The sequence below is a fragment of the Syntrophotalea acetylenica genome, assembly GCF_001888165.1.
Lineage (GTDB): Bacteria > Desulfobacterota > Desulfuromonadia > Desulfuromonadales > Syntrophotaleaceae > Syntrophotalea > Syntrophotalea acetylenica.
The window spans coordinates 1,129,831-1,143,895 of the sequence record NZ_CP015455.1 but is presented as its reverse complement, the minus strand read 5'-3'; the positions used below and the strand labels follow the sequence as shown (position 1 = coordinate 1,143,895).

Annotated in this window: 14 protein-coding genes; all 14 read right to left on the bottom strand. The window is 54.4% G+C overall.

Annotated elements, in window-relative coordinates; all coding sequences use genetic code 11:
- Positions 1-95: 95 nt before the first annotated feature.
- Positions 96-887: a polysaccharide pyruvyl transferase family protein gene (locus tag A6070_RS05150; RefSeq protein ID WP_072287350.1), complete on the bottom strand. Its 792-nt coding sequence runs from the start codon at positions 885-887 to the stop codon at positions 96-98.
- Between the two features lie 40 nt (positions 888-927).
- Positions 928-1,749 carry a lipopolysaccharide core heptose(I) kinase RfaP gene (gene rfaP / locus A6070_RS05145; RefSeq protein ID WP_072287349.1) on the bottom strand — a complete coding sequence of 274 codons (822 nt, stop codon included), beginning with the start codon at positions 1,747-1,749 and terminating at the stop codon, positions 928-930.
- Entirely contained in the window at positions 1,746-2,879 is a 1,134-nt protein-coding gene (locus tag A6070_RS05140) for a glycosyltransferase family 4 protein (protein WP_072287348.1), read from the bottom strand. Before A6070_RS05140 ends, rfaP begins: the two co-directional genes overlap by 4 nt.
- Positions 2,880-2,969: 90 nt before the next feature.
- A complete protein-coding gene (locus A6070_RS05135) occupies positions 2,970-3,815 on the bottom strand; it encodes a sulfotransferase family protein (RefSeq protein ID WP_158514023.1) in 846 nt (281 codons plus the stop codon).
- A gap of 187 nt (positions 3,816-4,002) precedes the next feature.
- Positions 4,003-5,139, bottom strand: coding sequence for a glycosyltransferase family 4 protein (locus A6070_RS05130; RefSeq protein ID WP_072287346.1), 1,137 nt, complete (start codon positions 5,137-5,139; stop codon positions 4,003-4,005).
- A gap of 7 nt (positions 5,140-5,146) precedes the next feature.
- Complete coding sequence (locus A6070_RS05125; protein WP_235605411.1) at positions 5,147-5,755, bottom strand: D-sedoheptulose 7-phosphate isomerase; 609 nt, start codon at positions 5,753-5,755, stop codon at positions 5,147-5,149.
- Positions 5,755-6,489 (bottom strand): lipopolysaccharide kinase InaA family protein, encoded by a 735-nt coding sequence (locus A6070_RS05120; RefSeq protein ID WP_083558746.1) that lies wholly within the window; start codon positions 6,487-6,489, stop codon positions 5,755-5,757. Before A6070_RS05120 ends, A6070_RS05125 begins: the two co-directional genes overlap by 1 nt.
- Positions 6,479-7,432 (bottom strand): glycosyltransferase family 2 protein, encoded by a 954-nt coding sequence (locus A6070_RS05115; RefSeq protein WP_072287344.1) that lies wholly within the window; start codon positions 7,430-7,432, stop codon positions 6,479-6,481. The genes A6070_RS05120 and A6070_RS05115 overlap by 11 nt, the downstream gene beginning before the upstream one ends.
- Before the next feature lie 42 nt (positions 7,433-7,474).
- Positions 7,475-8,737, bottom strand: coding sequence for a polysaccharide pyruvyl transferase family protein (locus A6070_RS05110; protein WP_072287343.1), 1,263 nt, complete (start codon positions 8,735-8,737; stop codon positions 7,475-7,477).
- A 30-nt stretch (positions 8,738-8,767) separates the two neighbouring features.
- The gene (locus tag A6070_RS05105) at positions 8,768-9,604 is read right to left on the bottom strand and encodes a lipopolysaccharide kinase InaA family protein (protein ID WP_072287342.1); all 837 of its coding nucleotides are present in this window, start codon (positions 9,602-9,604) and stop codon (positions 8,768-8,770) included.
- Positions 9,605-9,864: 260 nt separating this feature from the next.
- Positions 9,865-10,713, bottom strand: a complete 849-nt coding sequence (locus tag A6070_RS05100) for a glycosyltransferase family 4 protein (protein ID WP_072501985.1) — start codon at positions 10,711-10,713, stop codon at positions 9,865-9,867.
- A 292-nt stretch (positions 10,714-11,005) separates the two neighbouring features.
- The gene (locus tag A6070_RS05095) at positions 11,006-11,908 is read right to left on the bottom strand and encodes a glycosyltransferase (RefSeq protein WP_072287340.1); all 903 of its coding nucleotides are present in this window, start codon (positions 11,906-11,908) and stop codon (positions 11,006-11,008) included.
- A gap of 26 nt (positions 11,909-11,934) precedes the next feature.
- On the bottom strand, positions 11,935-12,948 hold the full coding sequence (locus tag A6070_RS05090; protein ID WP_072287339.1) for a glycosyltransferase: 1,014 nt from the start codon (positions 12,946-12,948) through the stop codon (positions 11,935-11,937).
- 4 nt (positions 12,949-12,952) lie between these two features.
- Positions 12,953-13,924 (bottom strand): glycosyltransferase family 2 protein, encoded by a 972-nt coding sequence (locus tag A6070_RS05085; protein ID WP_158515868.1) that lies wholly within the window; start codon positions 13,922-13,924, stop codon positions 12,953-12,955.
- Positions 13,925-14,065 lie beyond the last annotated feature (141 nt).

Below are 14,065 nucleotides of genomic sequence, written 5' to 3'. Positions count from 1 at the left end.
AAAGCGAGGCATAAAATCGGCCAGGGGCTGTCCATCTTGCGGCATCTGCCAAGTGCCCCCGCCATCCGTCAACGACCTTATGCTGTTATCGGGTTTCACGATGATTTCTTGTAAGGGAAAGCTTGATAGAGTCGCGTTTTGATATCTTGCAACCCGGGCCGGCCGTAACCGGCCAGACCCTGTTCGATATCCCGCAGCGAGGTGTGCCGTTCAAGGGGAAACGGCTGTACGTTTTCCAGCCCGAAAACACTAAAATAATCATGAAATTTGAAGTCCTCGCCCCAGACCTTGTCGGACAGGCGAATCCAGGCATTGGGCACGCCGAGTGCGTCGGCTGTTATAAGACCGTGCATGCTGGAGGACAGCACATATTCGCAGGCGGCCACCTGACGGATGAAATCCAGGGTTTCGGAAAAGATATCGATACATCTGGCCCGCGGGATTTGCTCAACGATGCTTCTGATCAGTGTATTTTCCCGGTCGACGTAGTGGGGAATCAGGCCGACGCTGTAATCTTTTCGGACCGCAATGTTCCCCGGCACCAGGATGTCACACAGCAAACCGGGGTCGCCCACCACGGCAATCTGTTGATTGGAAATCGCACGGGCAGTATGCCAACCCCTGACGGCATGAATGCGGTGAGGGCTTTTGAATGGCTTGCAACGGGCAATAAGACCCGATCCCCAGATGTCGATGCGGCGGTTCCAGAAATGATTTTTGGCCTTGCCGAGGATACTGCCAAGCGCCATGAGGTCGCATCGATTGGGCCTTGCATGCACGACCTTCATGCCGGACAGGGCCTCGCAGAGCCGCGGCGAAAGCCAATCGCCGAAATTCCGGTGGCCGTTCTGCAGGCTCGTCGACCAGTAAAGCTTTAAAATATCCATATTCCCATAACGGCAGAGAAGCCGGTTTGATGCGAGGGCATCATGCGTTTTCGCCGGAATTCGAAGGCCTGTGGCCAAAGGTTTTCACGTAAAGTCTGATCGCGCGGCGGACAACATCCTCCCAGAAGCGCGACTCGGTCCGCAGGACCTCACGCAACGAACTTCCGCGGTATATTTTCATGAACCGAAAAAGGTCACGCTGCGTCAGACCGATATCAAGGCTGGAGAAATACAGGCCGGCCACGTCTTTTACCGCCCATCGGCGGGGGATTTTGTCACGGATCTGCACCCGATGCAGATCGATGAGGTAAAGCCGCGGCCAGTCCGGATCGGGGCGAACCGAGGATTTATCCAACAGAAAATGACAGATATACAAATCCCGATGGTTGATGCCGTGATCGTGCAGGGTGCGGGTGATGGTGGCAACCTTCGCCAGCAGCGCCCGCTTGAACGCAACTGACGGCGGCTTTCGTTTCCAAGGCAAGCAGACATCTTCGAGGCTGATGGTGTTGTCCAGCTCCTCGGTGATCAGAAAGGACTGCCGCCTGGCAGGGTTGCGCCCACGGTACCCGAACCCCGCAACCTTCATGGTCGCGACACCGAGTTGTTCCAGGCGACGGATCGCCTCGCGTTCGTTGTCCGCGCCCAGAACCGGGCGTTTGCCCTGCAGCAGGTTCTTGAAAATCTCCTTCCAGCCGATCCCGAAGTGCAGCTTGGCGAAAAAGCCGCGCCCGTCAAGGGTGAAACGCAAGGTTCGACGACCGTCCATTTCGCGATAGACCTGTCCCTGCAATGCCAGAACCCGGTCAAAGCCGTCCGGACCGGAAAAGGCCTCCCGACAGGGGCCATACAATTCCATCATAGGTGGCCCCTTCGTCGTGCGACCTCTTCGATAACATCAGCGGCACGTTCCGGCAGGCTGGAGATATCGTTTCGGGCGACGTAATCCAGGCCATTGCGACGCCACTGAGACAGCTGATCGGAAAACAACATGTGGGCAAACAACTGGTTCATTCTTTCCTGCCGGAAGGGAGATGGAATCAGCAGCCCGGCGCTGGCCTGCTGGATATGAAACGCATAACCGCAAATATCCGTAGCCAGCACCGGCAACCCGGCAGCCATGGCCTCCAGCAAAACCATGCCTGCCGCTTCGGTGTAGGACGGATGCAACAGCATATCCGCCGCAAGCAGAAAATCGGGGACATCATCACGGGGCCCGAGCAGACGCACCCGATCGCCCACCCCCAACCTTTCGGCGAGTTTCAGGAAGGGCCTGGTGTCACCCGCGCCAATCACCACCAGGCGCACCTGGCTCCGAACCTTTTCCGGCAAGGATGCCAGGGCCCGCAAACTCCGGTCCAGCCCCTTGGTGCGAAAGCCGGAGCCGACCATCAGCACCAGTTTTTCGTCAGCGCCGATCCCGAACTCCTGGCGCATCCGGAGTCCTCGTTCAGAAGCGCCGGCAGAGATGATTCGATCGCGGGAAATTCCCGGAGGCAACAGCGTGAAGCGCTCGGCGGGTGTCCGATAATACTTGACATAGCGTTCCTGTTCAAGCCTGGTCAGCATGAGGATGCGCACATTGGCCTGCGGAGAAAACACGGAACGTTCAAGCTCGCGATAGATCCGGTTACGCCGGCTGAAGCGGCACAAAAAAGGTTTGTCCTCATGCAGGCGGGCCGCAAAACAGGGGTCTGCCGCAAAATAGACGTCGAGCCCAGGCATTTTGTTGAAACCGGTAACACAGGCAAAGTCTTCTTTTCCAAGCTTACGGGCGACCTGAGCGGCAAAGTCCCGGCAGCGGGCGGCATTTGTTATCCCCCGCGCGCAAACCACCTCAAGCTCGAGACCTTCCGGAACCTCTCCCTGCCAATCCATGACATACGCGAGGATGCGGTGTCCTCGACGCCGGCATTCCATGGCGACCTTGAGAAAATCACGCTGCAATCCTCCGTAAGGAAAATACCGGAACAGACAAAAACCCAATTTCACCCGCGCAACTCCTGCCCGCAATCCTTCTGCATTCTGCTTCTATCTGCTGTCGCAGAACATAAACACTTTTCGTAATATAAAAATATAAACTTAAATATCCAAGTATCCACAAACAGATTTATACATATCTTTTTCTATATTATTATTATTCTGATAATTAATTATTGTCGATTTCATAAGTTCAATATCTTCATTTGAAAGTTTATTTTTCTTGTATAAAGATTCCTTGGTCACAAAAGGCATAACAAACTTGTTTTTAACATTTAAAAATTCTGAGATTCTTCGCATTTGGTCTTCCCCGGCATTACATAAATCTTCATAATTAACGATTACAAGTCGATCTCCCAGAATCGGCTTCAATTCGCCGAGACGTTTTACATGAGAAATCCAGCGCAGGGCACTTTTTTCTGCAATGCTCATTGTTACATAACGTTCCCTGTCCGCGACACCTATCCCCAGAAACGGATTGGGCAGAGGAAAAGACTCCCACTTGTCAAACCATCCGCTCACCCCCGCATGCTGCGTGGTGGAATAGGCCACGGAAAAAGGATCTCTTATGATCCCGACAAACATTGACCCGGGAATGTTTTCTGCGATCTTGTCGGCCAACCACAGGTTGGGATGGCTTTGGTCAACAAAGATCTTCGGCGAGGCAACCTTCATGAGTTGCTTATACTTTTTCAGAACACGCTGTATCTTCTCCGCATCCCTGCAATTGTTCAATGCCAGGTCAACAACATCTCTGAAAACATAGGGGTTTTCCTTGCCGCCCATAAGGTCGGTAAATTCCGGATGGCTGATCAGGCATTGGGTTAGAAAATGGGTCCCCGACCGGCCGGTGCCTAAAATAAAAAGACCTCTTCCCGAGGAGTTTTTGGCAAGTTGCGCCTTTATATACCACGACAGTTCTCTTTTTAACCTGTTAATGCTTCTCACGTCATCCCCCACATGCTATGCCTTGCAGCCTTACGCGGAAATTGAATTTCGGTGCGCGACTCCTTCAGTGATCCGGCGCGTTTTTTTAAATGTCCCGGGTGGCCACAGAGTACCGCTTGACCCCGGAAAAATCCATTGGCGCATAGTGTTTCTTGGCTCCTGCCCCTTCCGTCAGGCAACCTGTGTTTCACCGGCGATGCCACGGTCTCTCGATTGGCGTCATGGCGGCAAGAACCTCCAACGTCCGGCAGGCATTGAGTTCAATGGTAAACCGCTCGGCGCACAACCTGGCCCGGCTTGCCATGTCGAGGCGCCGTTCCGGTGCCAGACGGCCGAACCGGGCGATGCCGGCCACGATCTGGGGCATCAGCGGACGGAGCGAATCCAGGATATAGCCGGTTTCTCCCTCGGTGAGAATTTCCGAGGCGCCGTTGTTGGTGGTTGTCATGACCGGCAGCCCGCAGGCCAGCGCTTCCAGGCAGACATTCGCAAAAGGGTCGCTCAGGGTAGGCAGCACCAGCAGATCGGCATCGGTGTAGCAGGCCCGGGGATCACTGAGCGCCCCGCAAAACTCCACATCACGCGACACGCCAAGTCTTTCGGCCTTTTTTCGAAAGGGACGCGGATCGTCCTTACCCACCACGCTCAGGTGGCAGCTAATTCCCAGTGTTTTCAGCTCGGCGAGAGCCTCGATCACAAACCCAAGTCCCTTGCGGGTAAAGTCGTGGGAGACGAACAGCAGCTTCAGCGGCGCATCGAACGATCCGTGCGACGGCAGCGGGCGGAACAGGCTGGTATCGACACCGTTGTACACGACCTGAATACGCTCGGCCGGATAATCGCCGCAGGCCAGCAATTCATTGCGCACCCATTGCGAATTGGTGATGATCACGCCGGTCTGCCGGGCATCTCGGATGGCGTTTTCCAGCGCCAATATGGTACGGTGGCGGGGATTGAGCCTTTCCAGTCGGTTGCGAAACCGTCCCGTGTAGCGCACATCCAGCCAGCTGTTGTGCAAAGGATCGCTGACCCGGAAGGCATCGGCGGGATAGGTGCGGCTCAAAGCGTAGACACGATCGACCTTCAGCCGCTCCAGGGCCCGCTGGCTGTTGTGATGAAAAGACAGATTGCGGGCAGCCGAGGTCCGGTTGCTCACCGGAATCGGCACATGGATCAGGTCGGGATGGATATCACGATCGCATTCATGCGCCAGCACCCACACCCGGTGCCCCATTTCAGCCAGACAGCGGCACAGGTTGGCGCAGTAGCGCTCCGCTCCGCCTTTTCTCAAACTGCATTCCTTGCGCACTACCGCAATGTTCATGTTGCCATCATCCCTTGCCCGGCGATGCGGGGCAGGAGGGATCGAAAGGAGCGAACAAGGCCTTTTCCAGCAGATCGCAAATCAGGTGCAGCACAGCGCCATGGGCTGTCTGGATATAGGGCGTGTGGTGTTCCTCAATGGTCAGGTTGAGATCCACGATGGAGGCGATACTGCCGCCGTCGCGCCCCAGAAGGCCGATGGTTTTGCACCCGATCCGGTTGGCGGCGGTCAGGGCATGAAAAACATTGTTGGATCGGCCGCTGGTGCTGATGCCGATCACAACATCCCGGGGCTCCGCGAGGGCCTCGACCTGCCGCTTGAAAATCTCGTCGAAACCGTAATCATTGCCCACCGCGGTCAGAATGGAAGTGTCCGTGGTCAGGGCGATGCAAGGCAAAGCCTTGCGTTCCATCAGAAACCGCCCCACCAGTTCCGCCGCAAAATGCTGGGCATCCGCCGCCGACCCGCCGTTGCCCATGATCAGGATCTTGCCGCCATCGCGCAGGGCTTCGCACAGCGCCTCGATGCTTAGCCAGATTTCCTCGGATTTATCGCGTCCGACCCGATCGATCACATCCCGCAATTGTTGAAAGTACTCCTGCATCGCGGTTATCATTACCGAATGTCTCCTTGGTTGTTGGTCAATGCAACCCGCCAATGGTGGCGAAACAGTTGCATGCATTCCGCGCCTGCCCCGCTGCGTGAAAGGTCGCGAAGAAAATGGCCGATATCCCGTTCCGCCCGGGCCGGCGCAAGGCGCGGGTAGCGCCGGGTGCAATCCAGGTCCACCAGCCAGAAGCGGAGTTCTCCCGGACGGTTTTCACCGACAAGGATATTTCGCCAGTTGCTGTCGCCGTGCACGATATGCGCCCGGTGCAAGCGTCCCATGATCCCGCCCAGGCGTCGCAGATAAAGCCAACGTCCCTCGGCATCGAGTTCGGGCCATACGGCCAGCAGCGGGCGAACGCCCTCCAGAAAGGGGCACAGCAGGTAACTGCGACCAAGCAGACCGGCTTGCCTTTCCTCCAGGCAGGCCAGCGGTTCCGGTGTCGACACGCCGACCGAATGCAGCCATTGGCCTGCCCGCAGCGAACGCAGAGCCCGGGAAGCTCGGAAAACATTCTTGATCCGGTAAAAAGCCCCCTGGCAATCGTAACGTTTGAGCAAATAGGCCCGGCCATTTATCGCCACTTTGGCAAGGTGGCGGGGATTGCCCTCGCGTCCCGAAGAAATGCACTCTCCCCTCTCAAGCAGACGGTCGGGATCCGGCAACAGCGCTGCCCTTAAATCCTTCTGGCTGGGGGCATCGGGAAAATAGCAACGATACGTCCCGTGCCGCTCAGACATCATGGGTTTCGGCAGCGTCCGGCGGATCGGACGCCCCCCCTTCTGATTTCCCGAAACAACGTAAAAACCTGAGAAGGTATCCCGCTTTGAACAGATAGCACGGCGCAGTTTTCAGCATCTGTCCATAATAAGATCGGGCCAGGGCGTAATTGCCATGCAGATAATGGGCGCGAAACAACCGCAGGCAGCGATCGGCCCGATACCGGCTGCGCAACTTCATCTGGGCGGATGTCAAACGCGCCGCATCAAACAGGGCATCGACGCTGCGCAAGCCGGTTTCCTCGATGCGCCCGAGGTTGCCGCGCAGGCTGGCGGGATGACGGATTTTTTCGACCAGGATCCGCGCCACGGGTACCACCTTGCAGCTTGCAACGAGGTGGCCGAAAAAGGCCACATCCTCGTTGATATGAATGCCCTCCGGAAACCTTATATCCCCCAGCGAAGATTTGCGCACCACCACCGCGCCGGTGGTAAGGCTCCTGAGTTCCTTGCGCAGAAACCGCCTGAAATTTTCTGTCCGGCAGACAGCCACCTTGCCGGGCAGCTTATCCGAACCGCGGCCATCCTCGGCCATTGAACGGTAGCCGCCGAAAAACAGCTCTCCCCGCGGATGTTGCCGCACCGTCTGCCGCATCTGCTCTAAAGCCCCGGCCGCCAGCCTGTCGTCGGAATCGAGAAACCAGACAAAATCCCCACGGCTGTCGGCGATACCATGATTGCGGGCCGCGGCCGGCCCCTGGTTGTGCTGGCAGAGGTAGCGCAGTCGCCCGGTGGGCAACTGCCGATAGCGTACGAATGCCTCGACCACGGCCCGGGTGTCGTCCGTGGATCCGTCATCCACAACCACAATCTCGTAATCGTCTCCCGGCTGATCCACAATGGAAGCCAGGCATCTTTCGATGAACCGACCGTAATTATAGGTAGGTATGACAATAGACCATTGCATGGCAGCTGTCCGTGGCAAGTGTTCGGTTCGATCAAGGACGCGTCATCGCGTCGCCGGCAGCAGCGCGCCAACCACCGCCTTCTCCATGGCGCGAGCGCCCGACAGGATGCGTTGATGCACGCTCTGCCGATATTGAGCGTTTTGCAGCAGGGATGTCAACTGTTCAAGACGCTGGCGGCGCAGACGCCGATCTTCGAGTTCTTCGGCGTACACATAATATTCCAACGCGTCATTCATGCCGTAGAACACCTGACGTTTATCACGCCAGGCAAACCTGCTGCCACTGTTGATGTTATCTGCATCCGCGACCAGGGCCTGACCGATGCAGACGGCCGGCACCCCCAGCCGCCAGGCGTTCACGCAGACATGATAGGTATCGGAAATGACCAGCTGGTAGCGTCCCAGCATCCGGTACAGATCGCCAGGGGTCGGCGGCGCGGTGTGGGACAGAACCTCCATGCCGGGAAACCAGAACCGGATTTTTTCACGCATGCGGCCAAACCCTTTAGTCAACCCCCAGGGCAGCCATTGGCCGCGCACTCCCAGCCGGTAGCACAGCTCCCGGGCAAAACGGGCCATAAGCGCCGGGCGGCATTTGTTGCGTCCGAAAAAAATGCCGGCCCGGCCAGCGCCGCTTGCAATGTCCGCGTGCCAGTCGCTGCACGGCAGCGCTTCCAGATCTTCGGGCAGCAGCAGCAGGGAACAGTCGCACCCCAAATAATTCGTGGAATAATCATCACGCAATTCGGATATTTTCGCCGCCGAATATACATCGCGCATGCGCACCGCCGCCGCCTGCCGGAAAAACCTCCGGACTTCGGCGCCATAACCGGCATCCAGATAATGCTCGGGACGGTTGAAAAGCAGATTGCCGCCAAAAGCCATGACTTTGGGCCAGATCTCCGCCGGAGCGTGCCGCAGGAAATAGTGATCCCTTACCCAATCCAGCGCTGCGCCGGCATTGGTGGTTACACCGATTTTGACCAGTCGCCGCGCGGCGGACTGATGATAATCGGCACTGTGCAGAAAATCCCCCCAGAAGACGATTTTGTCACTGTGGAAGATTTCCTGCAGATGTTGACGCAACCCCCTGTAGGCAAAGGGCAGGCTCTGGCGGGCATGGATTTCGGCCTGCAGCGCGCGATCGGCACGGGCGTGCAATTCGTCGGCGGTGTAGAGCTGATAATAAGCCACCCGGTCGGCAAATCCATGGCGGCGGCTCAGAGCATGAAAAGCAAAATCGACGCTCGCCATGCCGGGATTGGGCCGGGGAGCCGGTGCGCAGATGACACTGATTTTTGGCATGGTCCGTTTCCTTTGCCGACGCCTCCGGGATCAGGCTATCTCTCCGCGACGGCGCCGCCGGGCCAGAAGTTTGACATCGTGACGGGCGATGCGTGAAGTTTTGGCCAACACCGCCCGCACCAGTTGTTTTTCCTCGAAGCCCAGGGTAGAACACCCGAAATAGGCATGCAAAAAACGCATTCTGTCGGTGCGGCTGACACCCGGGACACGGCTGGCGGCGTAATTGAGCTGCGCCAGGTCCTTGATACAAAAATGCCGGGCACGCCAGGGACGATGCAGAACACGCTGCAGGTCGATCAGGTGCAAAACATCGCCGGGACCAAGGAAAACGTGGCTCAGATAAAAATCCTGATGATACAGCCCATGGCCATGCAGCCGCCCCGCAAAGGCCCCCAACTGGCGAAAAATGCCGCGTTTGCGAAACCGCGCGGCAGGCGACGGCAAATCAGGCAATTCCTTGCCCAGCACCTGGTCCAGCGGCTGGCACCGGTACAACTCCTCCGTCACGCTGAAAGAGCTGGTTTCAAATCCCCAGAAGGGCCGTTCCCCGAAAGCGATGGGCACCAGGGTCGACACGCCGGATTCCCTCACCCGCGCAATATTGCGCCACTCCCGAAGCGCGCCGCGAACCGGGAACCGCAATCGCACCAGCCCTTTGAGAAATTCAACCCAATGAAAACGGTTGCGCTTAAGATAGAAAGCCCGCTCTCCAATGGCAATGCGCACCGTGGACCGTCCCCTTTTATGGCAGACACGCCGGCCTCCGGCATAATCCATGAAGTCCCTGAAGCTGCGCAGTCCGGCTTGTTCGAGCACGGGGCGGGCGTCCGGGATGATCGTCACCCGTTCTGTTGCTGGCGGCGTCATTGTCCTGTCCTTTAAAAGTACCGGGCGCGACTTAAACGCCCCCGACACTGGTCTTGTACCGCCATGGCTGCCTGGCAGGGCATGGCAGATAAATTCACAAACGCAAAACCCGCGCTGGGTTTCCGAAAAAAATCACCCGTCTTGAAGGAGGGATTCGTACATCCGGACCACAGCGGCGGTATTGTTTGGCTGATTGTAACGCTCCAGAATCCTGGATCTCAGAACGAGGTCGATGTTTCTCCCGCATGCATAAACCCTGGTCATGGCTTCGCACAAAGCTCGGCAATTTTTTTCCTCGACAACAATGGCCGTTGCTTGATCCCCCCCAGAACAACCTCCTGCATACCCCCTGAATCGGTCACAATAACCGGCAGACCGACAGCCACGGCCTCAAGAATGGAAACGCCGAACGATTCCGCCTGCTTCGTTTTATGATCCGTTATGGACGGTTGCACATAAAGGTCATGTTCCTTCAATATCGCCGGTATCGATTCATGCGGCACACTCTCCAGGACGGTAACCTTGTCCTGCAGGCCCAGGTCGTTTATCAGTTGAAGGAGGGCCGGTTTTCTTTCCCCGTATCCGACAAGGGTCAGCGCAACATCACAGTCAACCCGGCCCGAAAATTCCCTGAAGGCTTTTATCAGGTAATCCTGCCCTTTCCATGCGGTAAAACGGGCGATATTTATGATCTTGAAGGAAGAATGCCCGTCATTTTTTCTGACACGGTAAAATCCGTTGAAATCGCACCGAAAACCATTGGGATTGACAACGATTTTATCGGGTTGAATGCCGAAATTCGAGACTGCAAGGTTTTTAAGAAATAAAGTAGGCGTAGTGAATGCGACTTTTTTCTTCAGGGAAGTTCTTTGTATTTGAGACTTATACGACGTGTCCTCAAAAGGTGTTTTTAAAACATCGGTCCCGTGAAAGGCAATGAGCAGCGGAAGGTCGATTTTTAATTTATCGAGAATCGAGGATACATAAAAGCCACTTTTTCCAAAATGGCAATGAATCACATCAGGGGCGAACTTTTGAAGGATTTCCTTCCAGACCTTTGTGGAAAGGGCATATTTGTAGTAGCCGTGCTTTCGAAGAAACCGCTGCATCTCACGATAAAAAAAGGATTTCTTTTCGGATAATTCGAATACGGGAGCAAAAGGCCGCCCTTCGGCATTAACCCTTTTATGTGTTACTACAAAATTCTCAATCCCCCGGATTGAAGATCAATGATCTGATTGTAAACAAAAGTCTCCGAAAGGGGAGAAAACTGCTTGACGTAATGCAGAACCCTCATGGTTTCCCCAGTGTTGTCAAACTCCAGTCAAAATGTGTGTGAATGCAGGATCGCACTATGAAAAACAGTGAGTTTGTTTAAACATTCATATTATTGAAAATAAACTAAACCTTGAGAAGACCAAAGACTTTCTTCCGGTTACGCCAGGTCAAAAGGACCAGAAGTTTTAAAAACCCGGGATTAAAATTATTGGCCTCCAAACATGCAACAATTGCATTTTTACGCTGATGGCACGTCATCAGGCGGGAATGCTTTTTGTAAAACTGTATCACTCCTATTCTTCGGGCTTTTGAGTTGGAAATCCTTTCTCGTTCCGAAGACTTGTCACAATAGTAGGTCTTGGCGGATATCTGCAGGGCTTTTCCGAATTCATCAAGGATTCTAACCCATAAATCATAATCCTGCCGGGCCCGCAATTTGATATCAAATCCGCCTACTGCCATTATTTTTTGTTTGGATACAAGAGCGGAACAGCCAATGTAATTTTTATTCAGAAGATTTGAAAGAGAAATTTTTTTTGTTGTAATCCTATGTTTCGAAACAGCGCCACCCAGCGGTGCACTACTGTATTTTGAACAGATCAGTGAATATTGGTCGTCATAGTGCGCAACAAGAATTTCCAATCTGTTTATAGATATTTGATCATCATCATCAACAAAAGAAATCAAGTCACCTTTTGCTGACATTATCCCAAGGTTTCTGGCGGCACAGGCTCCCTTTGATATATCGTTTCGAATATACTGAATACGATTATCGTTTTTCATCATGTTCATGACAATGACTTCAGTGTCATCCACCGAACCGTCATCAACAACGACCACTTCAAGGTTTTTATACGTCTGGTCAAGCACGGATTTTATAGCATATGGTAAAAGATCGGATCGATTCCGCGTAGGAATTATGATTGAAACAAACGGATTGTTTTTTTCTGAAGACATCATAATCTTGATACATCTGCCTATCGTTGGTGTTTCGGACTGGTTTTTTAAACCAAACAAGCCTTTCAAAAATCGATATTTTCATCAAAAGGGTATTACGTCCTTAACTGAAGAAACTGTTTCAGTTTTTTTTGGGCAGCAGATAAAAGCCCACGCGATTTCCGCGATTTCCCTCCCCGGCAAAACCCCCGATTCACAAGACACGCCAGGCCCGCGGGGTATTGCTCGGCCAGCAATCCGAGGGCGTCGGCAAGCAGTTCTTCGCAATCCCTCAACTGTTCGGCCGATGAAATCCGATAGGCTGAAAAATTCAGTTGCCGTGCATAAAGCTCGGTTATTCCCTCAAGCACTTCAACGCCCTTGTCTTTGTACATATCAACAGCGATGGCATAAGCCTGCATCATCCGACAAAAAGCACTGGATTTATCCAATATCTGGGTGGTACTTCGGGGATGCATGACATATTCGTAAAGAGACTTATCAATCAATCGGATACGTCTGGCGTCAAGAAAACAGCCAATGTTTACGATGGTATCTTCGCCAATATCCTGGCGCCATCGAAATGGCCTGGTAGCGTAGGTTTCAATCAGTTCCCTGCGGTAAAGCTTGTTCCACAGAGCTCCCGTCCCGAAATGTTTTCGGCAAAAACCTGAGAAGATCTGGCTTGTAACGTTTTTGTCTTTTTTAAATTTGACTTTATGGTGGATAAATTTTCCGGAATCGGAAACACAGTCCACCCCGCAAACAGCAATGTCGGCGTTGTGTTGCTTGCAGTTGGAAAACAAAATTTCGAACATATCGGGCTTGGCAAAGTCGTCAGCATCAAAAAATCCGACATACTCACCCCTTGAAATTTTAATGCCTTCCGCTCGGGCTCGATACACACCCGCATTCTTTTCCAGAGACAGCAAACGGACCCGCTGCTCTTTTCGCGCTATGCTTTCGACAACCGTCAGGGAATCATCTGCGGAGGCATCATTGACCACGATAATTTCCAGGTCTTTCAAGGTCTGGTTCAACAGGCATTGTAATGTGGCGGCGACAGTGGCCTGAGCGTTGAAAACAGGCAGGATCACGGACACCGGGGGAACGTGGGCATCGGTTTGCATTTTTTCAGGCCTTTTTCGGCTCGGAGGTCGATTTCAGCCGCGGCATAAGACAGCGCAGAGCGCGTCGACAGCATAAAAAACGCTTATGACCGGAGATTGCCGATGCAAAATAAAAACGGGAGGCGCAAAGGCGCCGGTCTCCACGGCGCAGCGCTTCGGCCATTTCATATTCATAGGCTCCCTTCACAAGCGGAGCCAGTCGCGGCAGAGCCGCCAGGGCGTTCACAAGCGACGCCAGCTCGGCATTGGTTGCCGGCAAGGATTTGCCCGCGGACAGCATTTGCGCTTTTTGCGCGAGATAGGCCTCCGCCAAAGCCGCAAATTCAGGCGTTTTGCGGCTTTCAGATCCCGGCAGGCGTCGATAATAAATCAAGGGTTCTCCCACGTTTACCAGACGTGCCACAGAGGCCATATTCAGGAACATGTCGCAATCCTCGGCACTTCGGAGCCGCGGGTTATAGCCACCTGTCTTTAATAGAAAATCGCGGCGATGAACGGATCCTGGATGCAATATGGCATACTTTCCAGCCATAACCTCAGCTGTGACATCACCTGCCTGCGAACAGTATTTGGCATGTCCCGTTACCAGCCCGTCATGGGTCATGATAACACCGCCCCCGCCTGCCGAACCAATATCCGGATTGCCATCGAGAACCGGAACCACCGATGCCAGCCAGTGCGGCATGGCAATGTCGTCACTGTCCAGGATCCCCACATACTCCGAGGCGGCTTCACGCAGGCCTGCATTCAACGCAGCGGGATAACCGCCGTTTGTTTCAAGGGATACAACGCGAACCAAAGGGAATTCCTTCTCAAGCTCGCGCGCCAGGTCCAGAGACCCGTCCGTGGAACAATCATCGACAAGCAGATGCTGAACCGGCAACAGCTGCTGTTTCGAAACCGATTCCACGGTTTCCCGAAGAAAACGCTCGGCATTATAGACGGCTGTTATGACGGTTACGGGAGCGGTCTTCAAGCAAGCAGACCCTTTCTTATATAAGCTGGTTTTCATCCGGAAACGGCCCTTTTGCGCCGTGGCGGCGTCAATCCGCAGGCTTTCCTGTGCGGCGTACCGATGTACGCCTCCGCGCAACCCCTTGATTTCCTTGCCACAACG